This window comes from Kitasatospora sp. NPDC089913 (assembly GCF_044748625.1).
Classification (GTDB): domain Bacteria; phylum Actinomycetota; class Actinomycetes; order Streptomycetales; family Streptomycetaceae; genus Kitasatospora.
The window spans coordinates 41,008-56,632 of the sequence record NZ_JBIVGI010000018.1 but is presented as its reverse complement, the minus strand read 5'-3'; the positions used below and the strand labels follow the sequence as shown (position 1 = coordinate 56,632).

The 15,625-nt window shown below is 73.7% G+C and carries 19 protein-coding genes; 15 read left to right on the top strand and 4 right to left on the bottom strand.

The window, feature by feature from the left end:
* Positions 1-220: 220 nt before the first annotated feature.
* The 4 genes from ACIPYS_RS25590 to ACIPYS_RS25575 all read left to right on the top strand — a co-directional run bounded on the left by ACIPYS_RS25590 (position 221) and on the right by ACIPYS_RS25575 (position 3,615).
* A complete protein-coding gene (locus ACIPYS_RS25590; RefSeq protein WP_197698758.1) occupies positions 221-1,207 on the top strand; it encodes a thiamine pyrophosphate-dependent dehydrogenase E1 component subunit alpha in 987 nt (328 codons plus the stop codon).
* A gap of 22 nt (positions 1,208-1,229) precedes the next feature.
* On the top strand, positions 1,230-2,219 hold the full coding sequence (locus ACIPYS_RS25585; RefSeq protein WP_093860242.1) for an alpha-ketoacid dehydrogenase subunit beta: 990 nt from the start codon (positions 1,230-1,232) through the stop codon (positions 2,217-2,219).
* A gap of 71 nt (positions 2,220-2,290) precedes the next feature.
* Positions 2,291-2,797, top strand: a complete 507-nt coding sequence (locus ACIPYS_RS25580; protein ID WP_231978554.1) for a quercetin 2,3-dioxygenase — start codon at positions 2,291-2,293, stop codon at positions 2,795-2,797.
* A gap of 185 nt (positions 2,798-2,982) precedes the next feature.
* A complete protein-coding gene (locus tag ACIPYS_RS25575) occupies positions 2,983-3,615 on the top strand; it encodes a TetR/AcrR family transcriptional regulator (protein WP_400749938.1) in 633 nt (210 codons plus the stop codon).
* A gap of 202 nt (positions 3,616-3,817) precedes the next feature.
* Here ACIPYS_RS25575 and ACIPYS_RS25570 read toward each other — a convergent pair whose 3' ends face one another.
* From ACIPYS_RS25570 to ACIPYS_RS25555, 4 genes are all read right to left on the bottom strand, one after another.
* Positions 3,818-4,690, bottom strand: a complete 873-nt coding sequence (locus tag ACIPYS_RS25570; protein ID WP_400749936.1) for an LLM class flavin-dependent oxidoreductase — start codon at positions 4,688-4,690, stop codon at positions 3,818-3,820.
* 5 nt (positions 4,691-4,695) lie between these two features.
* Positions 4,696-5,076: a SchA/CurD-like domain-containing protein gene (locus ACIPYS_RS25565; RefSeq protein WP_030396597.1), complete on the bottom strand. Its 381-nt coding sequence runs from the start codon at positions 5,074-5,076 to the stop codon at positions 4,696-4,698.
* A 68-nt stretch (positions 5,077-5,144) separates the two neighbouring features.
* A complete protein-coding gene (locus ACIPYS_RS25560; RefSeq protein ID WP_400749933.1) occupies positions 5,145-6,194 on the bottom strand; it encodes an SDR family NAD(P)-dependent oxidoreductase in 1,050 nt (349 codons plus the stop codon).
* Positions 6,195-6,350: 156 nt separating this feature from the next.
* Complete coding sequence (locus ACIPYS_RS25555; RefSeq protein WP_400749931.1) at positions 6,351-7,481, bottom strand: amidohydrolase family protein; 1,131 nt, start codon at positions 7,479-7,481, stop codon at positions 6,351-6,353.
* Positions 7,482-7,890: 409 nt separating this feature from the next.
* On the opposite strand from ACIPYS_RS25555, the gene ACIPYS_RS25550 reads away from it, so the two are divergent.
* The 11 genes from ACIPYS_RS25550 (at position 7,891) to ACIPYS_RS25500 (ending at position 15,607) form a co-directional block, all read left to right on the top strand.
* Positions 7,891-8,355 (top strand): DUF1772 domain-containing protein, encoded by a 465-nt coding sequence (locus ACIPYS_RS25550; RefSeq protein WP_231978553.1) that lies wholly within the window; start codon positions 7,891-7,893, stop codon positions 8,353-8,355.
* A 148-nt stretch (positions 8,356-8,503) separates the two neighbouring features.
* The gene (locus ACIPYS_RS25545) at positions 8,504-8,959 is read left to right on the top strand and encodes an ester cyclase (RefSeq protein WP_030301382.1); all 456 of its coding nucleotides are present in this window, start codon (positions 8,504-8,506) and stop codon (positions 8,957-8,959) included.
* A gap of 111 nt (positions 8,960-9,070) precedes the next feature.
* On the top strand, positions 9,071-9,403 hold the full coding sequence (locus ACIPYS_RS25540; RefSeq protein WP_093860239.1) for a TcmI family type II polyketide cyclase: 333 nt from the start codon (positions 9,071-9,073) through the stop codon (positions 9,401-9,403).
* A 109-nt stretch (positions 9,404-9,512) separates the two neighbouring features.
* The gene (locus tag ACIPYS_RS25535; protein ID WP_030301380.1) at positions 9,513-9,782 is read left to right on the top strand and encodes an acyl carrier protein; all 270 of its coding nucleotides are present in this window, start codon (positions 9,513-9,515) and stop codon (positions 9,780-9,782) included.
* A gap of 3 nt (positions 9,783-9,785) precedes the next feature.
* Positions 9,786-10,268 carry an SRPBCC family protein gene (locus ACIPYS_RS25530; RefSeq protein ID WP_030396591.1) on the top strand — a complete coding sequence of 161 codons (483 nt, stop codon included), beginning with the start codon at positions 9,786-9,788 and terminating at the stop codon, positions 10,266-10,268.
* Between the two features lie 5 nt (positions 10,269-10,273).
* Complete coding sequence (locus tag ACIPYS_RS25525) at positions 10,274-10,702, top strand: cupin domain-containing protein (protein ID WP_045942344.1); 429 nt, start codon at positions 10,274-10,276, stop codon at positions 10,700-10,702.
* On the top strand, positions 10,699-11,985 hold the full coding sequence (locus ACIPYS_RS25520) for a beta-ketoacyl synthase (RefSeq protein ID WP_093860238.1): 1,287 nt from the start codon (positions 10,699-10,701) through the stop codon (positions 11,983-11,985). Before ACIPYS_RS25525 ends, ACIPYS_RS25520 begins: the two co-directional genes overlap by 4 nt.
* Complete coding sequence (locus ACIPYS_RS25515; RefSeq protein ID WP_093860237.1) at positions 11,982-13,217, top strand: beta-ketoacyl synthase N-terminal-like domain-containing protein; 1,236 nt, start codon at positions 11,982-11,984, stop codon at positions 13,215-13,217. The genes ACIPYS_RS25520 and ACIPYS_RS25515 overlap by 4 nt, the downstream gene beginning before the upstream one ends.
* 61 nt (positions 13,218-13,278) lie before the next feature.
* The gene (locus ACIPYS_RS25510; RefSeq protein WP_030396587.1) at positions 13,279-13,644 is read left to right on the top strand and encodes an antibiotic biosynthesis monooxygenase; all 366 of its coding nucleotides are present in this window, start codon (positions 13,279-13,281) and stop codon (positions 13,642-13,644) included.
* A 4-nt stretch (positions 13,645-13,648) separates the two neighbouring features.
* Positions 13,649-15,076 (top strand): NAD(P)/FAD-dependent oxidoreductase, encoded by a 1,428-nt coding sequence (locus tag ACIPYS_RS25505; protein WP_093860236.1) that lies wholly within the window; start codon positions 13,649-13,651, stop codon positions 15,074-15,076.
* Between the two features lie 132 nt (positions 15,077-15,208).
* Entirely contained in the window at positions 15,209-15,607 is a 399-nt protein-coding gene (locus ACIPYS_RS25500) for a nuclear transport factor 2 family protein (RefSeq protein ID WP_030301365.1), read from the top strand.
* Positions 15,608-15,625 lie beyond the last annotated feature (18 nt).

Sequence of the window (15,625 nt, the reverse complement as noted above, 5' to 3'; positions counted from 1 at the left end):
TGATCCCAATCCACCCGAGACAAGACCTTAGGGGCGTGGTTGCGCAGGGCGCAAGGGTGGGAGGGGCGGGTGGGGGAGGGGGCGGTGACGGATTCGGACACTTGGTTGCACCCATGTGAGTGAGCACTTACCCTCATGGAGTCGGGCCACGAGCGAGACCGGCGAACGAGGCGCACGGCGCCCCGCCGGCCGTCCCCCGGAGAGCCGAGGAGGCGACCCCATGGGCACATCCCGCACCACCGATCTGACCGTTGATCAGATCGTCGAGATCTACCGCACGATGAGTGTGATCCGGGCCTTCGAGGACCGTCTGCACGGACTGGCGAAGAGCCTCCCCGGCGCGGTCCACCTCTACAGCGGGCAGGAGGCCGTCGCAGCCGGTGTCTGCGCGGCCCTCGCCCCGGACGACTACCTCGCCAGCACCCACCGCGGTCACGGTCACGCGATCGCCAAGGGCTGCGACGTCGAGGCGATGATGAAGGAGTTGCACGGCCGCCCGGACGGGATCTGCGGCGGCAAGGGCGGCTCGATGCACATCGCGGACTTCGACCGCGGCATGCTCGGCGCCAACGGCCTGGCCGGCGGCGGTGTCCCGCTCGCCTGCGGGGCCGCACTGACGGCGCGTCAGCAGGGCACCGGCCAGGTGTCGGTGGCCTTCACCGGCGACGGCGGCGCCAACCAGGGCGCCGTCCTGGAGAGCCTGGTGCTGGCCCGGATGCTCGACCTGCCGGTGATCTTCGCGATCGAGAACAACGGCTACGCCCAGGCGACCCCGGCCGCCGCGCACTTCTCCGGCACCGACATGGCCCAGCGCGCGGCCGGCTTCGGGATCCCCGGGGCGGTGGTGGACGGCTACGACGTGATCGCCGTGCACGCCGCCACCGCCGAGGCGGTGCGGCGCGCCCGGGCCGGCGAGGGCCCGACCGTGCTGGAGTTCCGGGCCGAGCGCTTCCACGGCCACATGGAGCTCTGGGACGACCAGTCCTACCGGCCGGACGCCGACCCGGAGCGGCTGCGCACCGAGTCCGACCCGCTGCTGCTGCTCCGCTCCCGGATCGCCGACGGCAGCGTCGCCGGACCCGCCGCCTTCGAGCTGGACCGGATCGACCGGGACGCGACCGCTCTGGTCGAGGCCGCCGTCACGGCCGCCTCGGAGCCCTTCACGGCCGACCCGCGCACCCTGCTCGACCACGTCTACACCCGCTGACCCGCTCCGAGGAGGGAGTCCCATGCGCACGATCACCTACCAGCAGGCCATCGGCGAGGCGCTGGCGCAGCAGATGCGCTTCGATCGCTCGGTGGTCCTGATGGGCGAGGACAGCACCAACGCCTGGGGCCCGACCAAGGGCCTCCACCTGGAGTTCCCGGACCGGGTGCTCGACATGCCGATCACCGAGGCGGCCTTCGTCGGTGCCGCGGTCGGCGCCGCCGCGACCGGGCTGCGGCCGGTGGTCGACCTGCTGTTCGTCGACTTCGCCACCGTCGCCTTCGACCAGATCGCCAACCAGGCCGCCAAGCTGCGCTACATGGCCGGCGGCCGGATCTCGGTGCCGCTGGTGCTGCGCGCGATGTGGGGCACCGGCCTGCGCCGCGGCGCCCAGCACTCGCAGGCGCTGCACCCGCTCTTCGTCCACCTGCCCGGCCTCAAGGTGGTCGCGCCGTCCAACGCGTACGACGCCAAGGGGCTGATGGCGCAGGCGCTGGTGGACGACGACCCGGTGCTGTTCCTGGAGCACAAGATGCTCTACTTCGTGCCCGGCGGCGTGCCCGAGGAGCCGTACGCGATCCCCTTCGGCTCGGCCAAGGTGGTCCGGCCCGGCACCGACTGCACGGTGGTCGCGATCGGCCGGATGGTGTCGGTCGCGCTCGCCGCGGCCGAGCAACTGGCCGCCGAGGGCGTGCAGATCGAGGTGATCGACCCCCGGACGCTGTCGCCGCTGGACACCTCGACCATCTACGGCAGCGTCGAGCGGACCGGCCGGCTGGTCGTGGTGGACGAGGCGCACCCGCGCTGCAGTCTGGCCACCGACATCGCCGCCCAGGTCGCGCAGGACCGTTTCGCCGCCCTGCGCGGGCCGGTCAGGATGGTCACCGGGCCGCACGCGCCGGTGCCGTTCAGCCCCGAGCTGGAGGACGCCTTCGCCCCCGGCCCGGACCAGGTGGCCGCCGCCGTGCGCGCCACCGGCCTGGTGAAGGACGCGGCCGTACAGCCGCGCTGACGATCGATCAGTTTCCGTACCGCTGTGCTGCCGGGCCCCGGACGAGGGCCCGCCGACCGAGGAGGAACCGAGTGACGTCCCAACCGTTCGTGAAGCAGCCCGACGAGGGCCGCGCCATCTGGCACGTGGGCGCGCTGCTCCAGTTCAAGGCGACCGGCGCCGAGACCAACGGGCAGTTCTGGCTCGCCGAGCAGCTCTCCCCGGCGGGTTACGCCTCGCCGGTCCACCTGCACACCCGCGAGGACGAGTTCTTCATCGTCCAGGAGGGTGAGATGGTGCTACGGATCGGCGACGACGAGCACAAGGTCGGTCCGGGCGCCACGGTCTTCGCGCCGCGCGGCATCGCGCACCAGTACCGGGTGGAGACCGAGGGCACCCGCTTCCTGGTGCTGGGCACCCCGGCCGGCTTCGAGGAGTGGTTCTTCAGGACCGGCGAGCCGGCCACCAGCCTCGAGCTGCCGCCGCCGCTCCAGGGCCCGCCGGACTTCGCCCGGCTGCTCGGCGAGCTGGCGCCGCTCGGGGTGCAGCTGGTCGGGCCGCCGCCCGGCGTCGGCGGGCCCGCCGGGCCGCCCCGCTGAGCGGAGCCACCGCTGAAGCATGTCTCGCCGGCCCCGGCGCCCCTCGTGGGCGGCGGGGCCGGCGCGCCGTTCGGGGCGCCCGGCGAAATCGGTGAGCGGGTACTCACCTGCACGCTATCCTTCGGGTGCCCCTCCGCAGCCGCGGCCCGCTCGGAAGCCGGCCGCCCCGTCCCTTCGGAGCCTTCATGAGTATGCGCGAGCAGATCGTCGACGCCGCCGAGCGGGTGATCCGTGACCTCGGCATGGCCCGCTGCACCACCAAGGAGATCGCCGAGGTGGCGGGCTGTTCCGAGGGCACCATCTACCGGCACTTCCGGAGCAAGGAGGACGTCTTCCTGGCCGTCCTCGCCGAGCGGCTGCCGGGCCTGCTGCCGGTGCTGCGGGCGCTGCCGGAGGAGATCGGCAGCGAGGGCGAGGTGCGGGCGTCCCTCCAGCAGGTGGCGGAGGAGGCGCTCGCGTTCTACCGCGCGTCGATGCCGATGCTGCTGTCCGTCTTCGCCGAGCCCAAGCTGCTCGACCGCCACCGGGAGTGGATGCAGGCCAACAACGCCGGGCCGCACCGGGCCGTCGAGCTGCTGGCCGACTACCTGCGCCGGGCCCAGCGGGCCGATCTGGTCAGCGGGGACGCGGATCCGGTGGCGGCGTCCCAGCTCCTGCTGGGCGCCTGCTACCTGGCCGCCTACGGGGGCGTGTTCGCCGCCCCGGGCACCGGGTCGGAGCCGCTGCGGGAGGCGGAGGCCTTCGTCCGGCAGCTCTGGCGGACGCTGGCCCCGGCCGCCCGGTCGGCGCCGGCGCGGGGGCGTGCCAAGGCCCGCTGAACCACCGGAGTGCGGAACTGCCCGTCGCCCGGCGAGAACCGCCGCGCGACGGGCTTCCGCATGCCCGGGCCCGTCACCGCCCGAGGACCGTCGCCTCCCGGGGACCGTCGCCGCCCGGACCCGCCCGGAAGCGTGGACCCGGGACAACGGGGAGGGGCGGACGGCCCGCGGCCGTCCGCCCCTCCCCGCGCCCCCGCGGTGCTCAGCCCTGGAGGCCCAGCACCTGGGCCGCCGCCTCGACCTGGCCGAGGTCCCCGGCACAGGGCATCAGCAACAGCTCGTCGCAGCCCGACTCGGCGTACTTGCCGACCAGTCCGCGCAGCTTGCCGGGGTTGTCGGCCGCGCCGCGCAGGATGTGCTCGACGAACGGCCCGGCGTCGCGGTAGTACGACCGCAGGTAGCCCTCGGTGTGCTTGGTGCCGTCCGCGCCGAGCGCGAAGTAGGCGAGCGCCACCAGCCGGGGCGCCCCCTCCCGGCCCTCGGCCGCCCACTGCTCGCGCAGCGCCTGGGAGCCCTGGGCGAACATGATCGGTCCGGTGCCGCCGCCGATCCACCCGTCGCCCAGCCGGGCCGCCCGGGCCAGCGCGGCCGGGGAGTGCCCGCCGAGGATCAGCTCCGGCCCGTTCGGCCGGATCGGAGCCGGTCCGACCGAGGGCTCCCGGCCGGACTGCGCGTCGGCCCAGTGCCGCCGCAGCTCGGCCACCTGGGTGCCGGTCCGGGCACCGCGGCCGGCCTTCTCCACCTGGCCGACCTCGAAGTCGTCCGGACGCGAGCCGACCGCCATGCCGAGGGTGAGCCGGCCGCCGGAGAGCCGGTCCACGGTGGCCGCCTGCTTGGCCAGCAGCGCGGTGTTGTTGCGCAGCGGGGAGATCAGGATGCTGGTCGCCAGGCCGATCCGCTCGGTCACCGCGGCGGCCGCGGCCAGCGTGGTGAGCGGTTCCCAACTGGTGTGCACCAGACGGTCGATGGTGCCGAGAGTGGAGTAGCCGGCCTGTTCGGCGAGCCGGGCCCAGGCGACCACGTCGGCGCCGGCCGCACCGGCCAGCGAGGTGGGGAGTCCGATTCCGATCTTCATCGGGTTCACTCGCCTTCGAGCGGCTGGTCGTGGCGGCGGGAGAGCACGTTCTCCATCGAGGCCAGCCGGAAGAACGCCTGCGCGCCCTCGCGGCTGGTCATGTCGCGCGGGACGGCGAGGTGCTTCTCCAGCTCGCGCTCGAACTCGCGGACGGCGGGCTGCTGGCTCATGTGCGCGGCGACCAGCGGCAGCGGGCCCTCGATCTCGATCACCCGGACGGCCAGTTCCTTGCCGACGAAGGCCTGGGTGCCGAGGAGCTTGCCGACCACGGTGCCGTCGGGGCTCTTGACGTCGAAGTCCGGGCGGCCGCTCTTGCGGAACAGGTCCTTGACGATGTCCTCGCTGCCCGGAAGCAGCGGGTAGTACAGCGCGTGCCACGTGCTCATGGTCGTCTCCTGGGTTCTCCGGGCCGGGCTCGGCCCGTCGGTGGGTGTGGGGCGGTGCGGGCGGGGTCTCACTGGCTGGTGGTGACGCCGCCGTCCACGTACAGCACCTGGCCGCTGATGAAGCCGGCCCGCGGCGAGGCGAGGAAGGTGACCGCGTCGGCCACCTCGTGCAGTTCGGCGGTGCGGCCGAGCGGGATCCGGCCGAGCACCATCCGCATGAACTCCGGGTTGCTCGCGTTCTCCTGGACGAAGTCGGTGCGGACGAAGCCGGGGGCGACCGCGTTGACCGCGATCCCGTGCCGGCCCCATTCCGCGGCCAGCTGCTTGACCAGCAGGTCCAGGCCGGCCTTGCTGGCGCCGTACGCGCTGAAGCCGCGCCGGGCGCCGAACTTGCCGCGCACCGAGGAGAGGTGGACGATCCGGCCGCCGCCGGCCGCGATCATCGCCCGGCCGACCGACTGGGAGAGCCAGAAGGCGCCCAGCAGGTTGGTGTCGACGATGGTGCGCCAGTCCTCCTCGGAGATGTCCTCGGCGCCGACGGTGACCAGCGCGCTGGCGCAGTTCACCAGGACGTCGACGCCGCCCCAGTCGGCGGTCACGGCCGCCACCAGCCGGTCCACGTCGGCGCGGTCGGCGACGTCCACGGCGTGCGGCACCACGGTGCCGCCGCGGGCGGCCAGCGGCGCGAGCCGTTCGGCGGTCTCCTCGGCCTTCTTCAGCGAACGGCCGGCCACCGCGACCCGGGCGCCCTGGGCGGCGAGGTCCTCGGCGACGGCGGCACCGATGCTGCCGTAGCCGCCGACCAGCAGGACCCGGCTGCCGAGGAACTCCCGGTCGGCGGGGACGCGTTCGGGCGCGGGCCGGGGCGGGGCGGCGAAGCCGGGGGGCGGTCCGCCGACGCCCGGCGGGGGTCCGCCGACGCCGGGGGGCGGTCCGCCGACGCCGGGGGGCGGTCCGCCGAATCCGGGCGGGGGGCCTCCGAATCCCGGCGGAGGTCCGCCGGGGCCCGGAGGCGGCCCGCCCGCCCCCGGGGGTGGCCCGCCGAAGCCAGGGGGCGGTCCGCCGCCCGGGCGTCCGCCGGGCGGCCCGGACGGTGGGGTCGGTGCGGCTGCCGTCATGACAGCACCTCCCTGTCGCGTGTCGGTGGTGCGGGGAATCCGACGGGGCGTCGGATCGGGGGACGCCGGGGGTGGTGATGAGTCCGGGCCCGGTGCTGTCCGGGTCCGCTCGGCCGGCGTCGGGTCCGGTCCCGCCCGGTGCGGGCGGGACCGGGTTCAGGTGGCGTCGGGTGCGCCGGGCAGGCCGAACAGCCCGGCGGCGTTGTCGTGCCGGATCCGCGCGACGTCGGCCGGATCCAGGCCGAGCCCGTTCAGCCGGTTCAGCGAGGCGTCCAGCGGCGCGCTCATCGGCGGGGAGTCGGTGCCGAACATGACGTTGCCGGCCCCGAAGGCGTCGACGGCGGCGGCCACGGCCCGCAGGCTCGGGGTCGCGGTGTCGACGTAGACCCGGCGCAGGGCCTCGGCCAGCGGCGGCACGGCGGGCCCGGCCGGCGCGGCGCCCGGTCCCCCGGACCCCGGTCCGCCCGGTCCCCCCGGACCACCGGGCCCACCGGTCCCCGGTCCGCCGGGACCGCCCGGGCCACCGGCACCGGGACCGCCGACCCCCGGCGGAGGCCCGCCGGGAACGCCGGCCGGAGGCCCGCCGGGCGGCCCGCCCGGGGCCCCGCCCGGCCGGCCGAAGGTGACCGGCATCCGCCGGGCCAGCTCCAGCCGCTCCAGCAGCAGCGGCAGCCCGCCGCCGCAGACCGGGGCGACGATCCGCAGGTCCGGGTACTTCTCCAGCCACCCGGCGAACAGCACCGCGGCCGTCCCCAGCGTGACGTCGCACGGCCGGGCGATCTGCTCGACCAGCCGCAGGTCGTCGAGCTCCCCGGCCCCGGCCGGTTCGGCCGGCGGGTGCAGCATCACCGGGGTGCGGTACTGCGCGGCCATCGCGAAGAAGGCGTCGGCCTGCGGGGTGTCCAGGAACCGGCCCTCGATGCTGGAGTTGACCATCAGCCCGACGAATTCGTCCTGCTCCAACCGCTTCGCGGCGGCGGCGAGTTCGGCGTCGGATCCGAGCGGGTTGGTGTAGACGTAGCCGCGCAGTGCCGCGGGCCGGGCCCGGACCTGCTCGCCCAGCCAGTCGTGGAAGCGTTCGAGGGTGTCCAGCGGCTGGCGGTAGTTGTCCAGCCCGGGCGTGCGCACCATGGTGCCCGCGCCGACGGGACTGCCGACCAGGGACATGGTGATCCCGGCCGCCGCCTTGAGCTCCACCATGCCGTCGACGTCGACGAGGCTCGGCGGCATGGGGAAGCGGCGGAAGAGTTCGGGCGACGTGATGTGGCCGTGCACATCGATCGTCATCGGCTCGGCACCTCCTGGGATGTCCGCCGGCCGGTCGGCGCGGCGGGGTGGTCGCGGGCCCTGGGCGCTCAGTGAGTGAGTGCCCGCTCGCACCGTAGGGTGCGTCCGGTGGGCGCGTCAACACGGCCCGGAATCCGGGAGGTTGGTGCAACGAACCGGCTGGGCGGACGGCCCGGAACGGCCGGGACGCGGTCCGTGACGGCCGGGGCGACGTCCCAGCCCGGTGGAGACGGATGCCTCCTGACACTGGGACCACCCGGCGGCAAGGATGAGGCGGCGGGGCAGCCCCGGGGGCCGAGATGCCCCGGCCCCCGGGGTCCCGTGTCTCTCGCATCGGGCGACCCCGCCCCGGTCTGCCGCATCGACGCGGCGGACATTCCGCGATCCCGGATCGATTCGAGGAATCGATATGAAGGACATGAAGGATAATTCGGACGTCTGGTTGGTTACCTCGTCCAGCGTTCAGCTCGGCACGCTCTGGATCATGAAGACCTCGATCCTGCCGATGCTCAACTCCCTGCCCTACGACCGGTACGTCAACACCTGCCAGCTGATCGACATGCACGTGTTCCACCCGATCGCCTTCTGGAACGGCCTGGCCACCGCCGCTGTCGGCGCCACCAAGGCCGTCCGGTCGGAGAGCAAGGTGGCCAAGGTGCTGTACGCGGCCGGCACCGTCGGCATGGCGACCGTCGCGGTTGCCTCCGAGGGCGTCAACCGGCCGATCTGGCGCCAGATCGAGCGCTGGAGCCCGTACCGCGACACCGATGCCGCGTGGCGCGGCAAGCGCCGCCGCTGGCACCTGGCGCACGAGACCCGGACCATGGGCGCGATCGGCGCGGCGGCCTGCTTCGTGCTCGCCTCGCTCATCTGACCGGCCCGCTCCCCGCACCTCGCGCCGCAGCGCGCACCGGCCGGCTCCCGGAGCCTCCCCGTTTCCCGGGCCGGCCGTCGCCCCACGCCCACCCGGACCGCCCTCGGCCGTGTTTCGGCCGGGGTCGTCCGCCGAGCAAAGGACTGTCATGACCTCGTCCAGCGAGAGCGTGGTGGAGGCCAACAAGGCCCTCATCCGCAACCTGACCGAGCGGGCGTTCAACGACGGCGACCTCTCCGCCATCGGTGACCGCTTCGCCGAGGACTACGTGGTGCACGCCCCCGGCCTGCCCCCGATGCCCCCCGGCCCGGACTCCTTCCGGGAGGCCGTGCTGCTCTGGCGCAACGCCTTCCCGGACGTCCACGTGACCGTGGAGGACGTGGCCGGCGACGGTGACCGGGTCTACGCCCGGTTCACCACCCGCGGCACCCACCAGGGGCAGCTGTTCGACATCCCGCCGACCGGCAAGCCGGTCACCGTGCACGAGATGTCCTGCCACCGGATCGTCGACGGCCGCGTCGTCGAGTCCTGGATCGGCGACAACGTGCCCCGGATCCTGCTCGACATCGGCGCCATCCAGCCGGTCGGCCGCCCGCAGCACTGAAGCCGCGGCGCCGGACCGAGGCACCGAACGCCGGCCCGGAAGAGCCCGCGCGAGTCGGTGGGTCCGAGAGTCCGAGAGTCCGAGAGAGCCCGTACCCCGAGGGGAGCCCGCATGCACCGCACACTGATCATCGCCCGGATGCTGCCCGGCGCGGAGGGCGACGTCGCCCGCGTGTTCGGTGAGTCCGACCAGACCGAACTTCCGCGTCTCGCCGGCGTCACCCACCGCTCGCTGTACAAGCTCGGCGATGCCTACGTCCACCTGCTGGAGACCGACGACCCGGGTCAGGAGGCGGTCGACGCCGCCCGCCGCCACCCGGAGTTCGCCCGGGTCAGCGAACGGCTCACCCCGTTCATCTCCCCCTACCTGCCCACCTGGCGTTCGCCGCAGGACGCGGTCGCCCAGTGCTTCTACACCTGGGAGTCCGGCACCGGCGGTCGGTGAGCCCGCCCTCCGCCGGCGGCGCCGGCCGAACGGGGACCCGTTCACCCCGTACGGCCGCGCCGCGAGGCCCAGGAGCAGTCCCTACACCGGAGAAACGAGAGGCAGCACCATGACCGACCACCAGGCCGGCGGGACGACCACTGTCGTCACCGCGGAGGAGATCGAGAACGTCCTCATCACCAGCGCCGGCGCGGCGCCGGACGTGTTCGAGGGCTCCCGGCACGTCCCCCTGGAGGAGCTCGGCCTCGACTCGCTGGCCGTGCTCGAGCTGGAGGCGGTGATCGCCGACCGTTACGGCCTGAAGGTCCCGGACGGCGCCGTCGCCCTCAGCGTCGACCAGATCGTCGCCGAGCTGCAGACCGCCGGGGCGGTGGGCTGAGCGATGGCCGGACACACCGAGAACAGCATCGTCATCCAGGCCCCGCTCAAGCTCGTCTGGGACGTCACCAACGACGTCGCCGGCTGGCCGCAGCTGTTCACCGAGTACGCGTCCGCCGAGATCGTCGAGCGCCGCGGCGAGACCGTCCGGTTCCGGCTCACCATGCACCCGGACGAGGAGGGCCGGATCTGGAGCTGGGTCAGCGACCGCACCGTCAACGTCGCCGACCGCACCGTCCACGCCCACCGGGTGGAGACCGGCCCGTTCGCCTACATGCAGATCCACTGGCGCTACGAGGAGCTGCCCGAGGGCGGCGTCCGGATGACCTGGATCCAGGACTTCTCCATGAAGCCCGTCGCCCCGGTCGACGACCAGGGCATGACCGAGCGGCTGAACATCAACTCGCCCGTGCAGCTGGAGATCATCCGGCAGAAGGTCGAGGCCCTCGCCGCCGGTTCCACCGCCGTCCCCGCCGAGAAGGAGTGAGCGCCGTGGCCGCCAGGAACATCCGCATCATTTCCGCCGACGACGTCCCCGCCAACCGCAAGCGCGGCGGCGAGACCCGCGCGGTGCTCTCGCCCGCCACCTGCGGCGCGACCTCCGGCTTCATGGGGACCGCGCGGCTCCAGCCGGGCGAGCGGATCACCGAGCACTACCACCCGTACAGCGAGGAGTTCCTGCTGCTCGTCCGCGGCGAGCTGACCCTCGACCTGGACGACAAGCCGTTCGAGCTGTTCGCCGGCCAGGGCGTGCTGATCCCCAAGGACATCCGCCACCGGCTGCGCAACACCGGTTCCGAGGAGGCCTTCGCGGTCTTCCACCTCGGCCCGCTGGCGCCGTCCCCCGAGCTCGGCCACGTCGACACCGAGGACGGCCCGGGCACCAAGGCCGAGGGCCACATAGTGCTGGGGGAGCGATGACCGCTTCCCCGTCCACGGGTGACCGCCGCGTCGTGGTCACCGGGATCGGCGTGGTGGCCCCCGGCGGCACCACCCGCGAGACCTTCTGGGAACTGATCACCTCGGGCCGCACCGCGACCCGTCGGATCTCCGCCTTCGACCCCTCGGCGTTCCGCTCGCAGATCGCCGCCGAGGCCGACTTCGACCCCGTCGCCGCCGGCCTCACCCCGCTCGAGCTGCGCCGGGCCGACCGCTACGTGCAGTTCGCGCTGGCCGCCTCCCAGGAGGCGGTGCTCGACGCCGGTCTCGAGCTCGACGAGCGCACCCGGGAAGCCACCGGTGTGGTGCTCGGCTCGGCGGTCGGCGGCACCATCGTCCTGGAGGACGAGTTCGTCGTCGCCAGTGACTCCGGCCGCAACTGGCTGGTCGACCCCGACGTGACGAGCCCGTTCCTCTACCAGGGACTGATCCCGAGCAGCCTGGCCGCCGACGTGGCCGTCCGGCACGGGGCGCACGGCCCGGCGGTGGTCGTCTCCACCGGCTGCACCTCCGGCATCGACGCCATCGGCCACGCCTACCAGCTGCTGGTGGACGGCGAGGCCGAGGTGATGATCACCGGCGCCTCGGACTCCCCGATCTCCCCGGTCACCGTCGCCTCCTTCGACGCCATCAAGGCCACCACCCCGGACAACGACGACCCGGCGCACGCCTCCCGGCCGTTCGACCGGGACCGGCACGGCTTCGTGCTGGGCGAGGGCTGCGCGGTGCTCGTCCTGGAGGAGCTGGAGCACGCCCGCCGGCGCGGCGCCCGGATCTACTGCGAGGTGGTCGGCTACGCCAACCGCGGCAACGCCTTCCACATGACCGGTCTGCGCCCGGACGGCCTGGAGATGTCCGAGGCGATCACCGAGACGCTGCGCCAGTCCCGGCTGAACCCCGAGGACATCGGCTACATCAGCGCCCACGGCTCCGGCACCCGCCAGAACGACCGGCACGAGACCGGCGCCTTCAAGCGCTCGCTCGGCCACGCCGCCTACGGGGTGCCGATCAGCTCGATCAAGTCGATGGTCGGCCACTCGCTGGGCGCGATCGGCGCGATCGAGATGGCCGCCTGCGCGCTGGCCGTCGACCGCGGGGTCGTCCCGCCGACCGCCAACTGGCAGAACCGCGACCCCGAGTGCGACCTCGACTACACGCCCAACACCGCCCGCGAGGTGCGGGTCGGCGCGGCGCTCTCGGTCGGCAGCGGCTTCGGCGGCTTCCAGTCCGCGATGCTCTTCGCCAAGCTGGGGAGGGGCCGATGAGCGCACGACGTGCCGTCATCACCGGCATCGGCGTGGTCGCGCCGAGCGGCATCGGCAGCGAGGCGCACTGGAAGTCGGTCTGCGGCGGCGAGAGCCGGATCGCTCCGATCACGCTCTTCGACGCCGGCCCGTACGAGACCACGCTGGCCGGCGAGGTCCCGGACTTCGACGTCAACCGGTACGTCGAGCGCCGGCTCCAGGTGCAGACCGACCGGTGGACCCACCTCGCGTACGCGGCGGCCGAACTGGCCTTCGGCGAGGCCGAGCTGGACCCGGCCACGGTCGAGCCGTACAAGCTGTCGGTGGCGCTCGCCAGCTCCTCCGGCGGCAACCAGTTCGGTCAGCGCGAGCTCCAGCGGCTCTGGCAGCCGGACACCTCGCGGACCGTCGGCGCCTACCAGTCGATCGCCTGGTTCTACGCCGCGACCGTCGGGCAGCTGGCCATCAAGCACCAGGCCAAGGGCCCGTCCAGCGTCCTCGTCTCGGAGGGCGCCGGCGGCCTGGACTCGCTGGCCCACGCCGCCCGGCTGGTCCGCCGGGGCGCCGACGTGGTGCTCGCGGGCGGCACCGAGGCTCCGCTCGGCCCGTACGCGCTCGCCTGCCAGCAGCGCAGCGGCCGGCTCTACACCGGCTCCGACCCGGCCGAGGCCTACCTGCCGTTCGACGAGCGGGCGGCCGGCTTCGTCCCGGGCGAGGGCGGGGTGGTCTTCGTGGTCGAGGACCTCGAGCACGCGCTCGCCCGCGGCGCCCGGATCCGGGCCGAGATCGCCGGCTGGTCCGCCACCCAGGACGCCGTCGCCTCCAGCCGGACCGGCTCCGGCTCGGTCCGCCAGTACGCCCGGGCGCTCGGCACCGCGGTCGAACGGGCCGGCCTCGCCCCGGGGGACGTCGACGTGACCTTCCCGGACGCGGTGGGCCTGCCCGCCTACGACCGCACCGAGGCCGAGGCGCTGCGCGCGGTCTTCGGCGACACCGGCCCGGCCGCCGTCACCACCCAGAAGCCGCTCACCGGCCGGCTCTACCAGGGCGGCAGCGCCCTGGACGCGGCCACCGCGGTGCTCGCCATGGACAACGGCCTGATCCCGCCCTCGGCCGGCCCGGCCCGTCCGGCGGACGGCTGCGACCTGGCCTTCGTCCGCGAGGAGCAGGCCGCCGAGGTGCGCACCGCGCTGATCGGCGCCCGCGGTTTCGACGGCTTCAACAGCGCCGTCCTGCTGCGCGCGCACTCCTGACACCCACGAGCGGTACGCAGCACGACCACCCACGAGCACCACGACCCGGAAGGAGACCGTCATGCCGGTCGACGAGGGCGCGGCACAGGGCCGCGTGCTCTTCCTCATCACCGTCAAGGAGGAGCGTCGGGAGGACTTCCTCAAGGCGTACGAGCAGATCCGCCACCTGGTCGCCGAGGGCGTCCCCGGACACGTGCGCGACCAGGTCTGCCAGTCCTCCACCGACCCGGAGCAGTGGCTGATCACCAGCGAGTGGCGCTCGCTGGACGACTTCGTCGCCTGGGAGCGGACCGAGGAGCACCGGGACCTGGTGCGCCCGATGCGCGAGTGCTTCAGCGACGCGAAGTCCATCCGCTTCCACATCAAGGCCGAGACCTCGCGGGACACCCCGAAGGCGGGCCTTTCCACTCCTACCACCGCGGGGTGAGGTCATGACACGGACTCTGATCATCGGCGGCAGCGTCGCCGGCCTGGTGGCCGCGCTGGCGTTCGCCGACCTGGGGCACGACGTCACCGTGCTGGAGCGGGACGCCAACGAGGCCCCCGACAGCGTCGACGAGGCGCACGGCGACTGGCAGCGGCCGACCGTGCCGCAGCTCCACCACTCGCACGCCTTCGGCTCGCTCGGCACCAACCTGCTGCGCGAGCGGCTGCCCTCCGTCTACCAGGCGCTGGTCGCGGCCGGCGTGCGGGAGATCGAGCTCGGCAAGGCCATGCCGCCGACCCTGGCCGACAAGACGCCGCACCCGGCCGACGCCGAGCTGCGGATGCTCGGCAGCCGACGGACCACCTTCGAGCTGGTCCTGCGCCAGGAGGCGCTGCGCAAGCCCGGCATCTCGCTGCGCCGGGGCGAGACGGTCCGCGGTCTGACCGTCGCCGACCGCGGCCCGGCCCGGGTGACCGGTGTGGTCACCAAGGACGGCCGCACCATCGCCGCCGATCTGGTGATCGACGCCAGCGGCCGCCGCTCGCAGGGCCACGAGTGGCTGCGCGAGCACGGCCTGGCCGAGCCGGAACTCGTCGCGCAGAGCGCCGACATCACCTACTACACCCGCTACTACCGCGCGCACGGCCCGCGCCCGGTCGGTCCGCTCAACCGGGGCTTCGGCGCCGGCGGGCTCTGGGACCACTACACCGGTGTGATGTTCCTCGGCGACAACAACACCTTCGCCATCTCGTTCGGCATCCTGCCGGACGACACCGAGCTGAAGCAGATGCGGGCCGAGGACGTCTTCACCGCCGTGGTCCGGGCCACCCCGCTGCTCGCCCCCTGGGTGTCGCCGGAGGCCTCCGACCCGATCTCGCCGGTGCACGCGATGGCGGGCCTGGACAACTCGCTGAAGCTGTACGGGCAGGACGCCCAGCCGGTGCCCGGCTTCCTCCCGGTCGCCGACGCCGTCTGCACCACCAACCCGGCGTTCGGCCGCGGCGTCTCGCTGGCCATCGCCCATGTGCTCGGCCTGGCCGACCTGGTGCGCGAGCACCCGGAGCCGGACGCCGAGCAGGCCGCGCTGGCGGCCGGCCTGGCCGGGCGGACCTTCCGGCCGTGGTTCGAGGACGCCGTCCGCAACGACGCGGGCCGCGCCCGGCTCTGGCGGGCCACCGTGGCCGGCCAGCAGCTGCCGCCGCTGCCGCCGGACGTGCTCACCTTCGGCACCGTCGCCGAGGCGGCCGGCACCGACGAGGTGGTCTGGCGTCGGCTGGTCCGCACCATGATGTCGCTCGACAACCCGGCCGGCCTGTACGAGGACGAGGAGATCCGGCTGCGGGTCAAGCAGGCGGTCGCGGGCGGCCCCCCGCCGTTCCCCGCCCCGGACCGGCAGACCCTGGTCGACATCGTCCGTCGCGCCGCCAACTGACGATCCGTCACAACCGCGTCGAGCGAAGCCGGTTCCACCGCGTCGAGGGACGCCGGTCCGCACCGTGCCGAGCGACGCCGCTCCACCGCACGGCCCCGCATCGCACCGTCGTACAGCTACAGGAGGAACGTCATGAAGGTCGTCGACCACCCCAACGCCAAGCTCATGGAAGCGGTGTACGCCGCGTTCACCGTGGGCGACGTGCAGAAGGCGGCCAGCTACTGGACCAAGGACTGCGTGCACTACTACCCGGGCACCAGCGAGCTGTCCGGCGCGCACGAGGGCATCGAGTCCGCACTGGCCTTCGCCGGCCGGATGTTCGAGATCTGCCAGGGCCGGATCACGATGGAGATCCACGAGATCGGCGCGAGCGACTCGTTCGCCTTCGCCACCGTCTTCACCCGGTACGAGCGTGAGGGCAAGAGCCTGGAGATGCCCTTCGTCAACGTCGCGCGGATCCAGGACGGCCTGATCGCCGAGTTCTGGACCTACCCCGAGGACCAGTACGCCGTCGACCAGTTCTGGGCCTGACCGCCCCCCGACTATTGA

Coding starts and splice junctions, on each gene's coding strand:
- ACIPYS_RS25560 (WP_400749933.1), bottom strand. CDS start 6,194: ATGACGGCAGCCGCACCGACCCCACCGTCCGGGCCGCCCGGCGGACGC.
- ACIPYS_RS25535 (WP_030301380.1), top strand. CDS start 9,513: ATGACCGACCACCAGGCCGGCGGGACGACCACTGTCGTCACCGCGGAG.
- ACIPYS_RS25510 (WP_030396587.1), top strand. CDS start 13,279: ATGCCGGTCGACGAGGGCGCGGCACAGGGCCGCGTGCTCTTCCTCATC.
- ACIPYS_RS25545 (WP_030301382.1), top strand. CDS start 8,504: ATGACCTCGTCCAGCGAGAGCGTGGTGGAGGCCAACAAGGCCCTCATC.
- ACIPYS_RS25550 (WP_231978553.1), top strand. CDS start 7,891: ATGAAGGACATGAAGGATAATTCGGACGTCTGGTTGGTTACCTCGTCC.
- ACIPYS_RS25515 (WP_093860237.1), top strand. CDS start 11,982: ATGAGCGCACGACGTGCCGTCATCACCGGCATCGGCGTGGTCGCGCCG.
- ACIPYS_RS25520 (WP_093860238.1), top strand. CDS start 10,699: ATGACCGCTTCCCCGTCCACGGGTGACCGCCGCGTCGTGGTCACCGGG.
- ACIPYS_RS25590 (WP_197698758.1), top strand. CDS start 221: ATGGGCACATCCCGCACCACCGATCTGACCGTTGATCAGATCGTCGAG.
- ACIPYS_RS25585 (WP_093860242.1), top strand. CDS start 1,230: ATGCGCACGATCACCTACCAGCAGGCCATCGGCGAGGCGCTGGCGCAG.
- ACIPYS_RS25540 (WP_093860239.1), top strand. CDS start 9,071: ATGCACCGCACACTGATCATCGCCCGGATGCTGCCCGGCGCGGAGGGC.
- ACIPYS_RS25565 (WP_030396597.1), bottom strand. CDS start 5,076: ATGAGCACGTGGCACGCGCTGTACTACCCGCTGCTTCCGGGCAGCGAG.
- ACIPYS_RS25555 (WP_400749931.1), bottom strand. CDS start 7,481: ATGACGATCGATGTGCACGGCCACATCACGTCGCCCGAACTCTTCCGC.
- ACIPYS_RS25575 (WP_400749938.1), top strand. CDS start 2,983: ATGAGTATGCGCGAGCAGATCGTCGACGCCGCCGAGCGGGTGATCCGT.
- ACIPYS_RS25570 (WP_400749936.1), bottom strand. CDS start 4,690: ATGAAGATCGGAATCGGACTCCCCACCTCGCTGGCCGGTGCGGCCGGC.
- ACIPYS_RS25530 (WP_030396591.1), top strand. CDS start 9,786: ATGGCCGGACACACCGAGAACAGCATCGTCATCCAGGCCCCGCTCAAG.
- ACIPYS_RS25505 (WP_093860236.1), top strand. CDS start 13,649: ATGACACGGACTCTGATCATCGGCGGCAGCGTCGCCGGCCTGGTGGCC.
- ACIPYS_RS25500 (WP_030301365.1), top strand. CDS start 15,209: ATGAAGGTCGTCGACCACCCCAACGCCAAGCTCATGGAAGCGGTGTAC.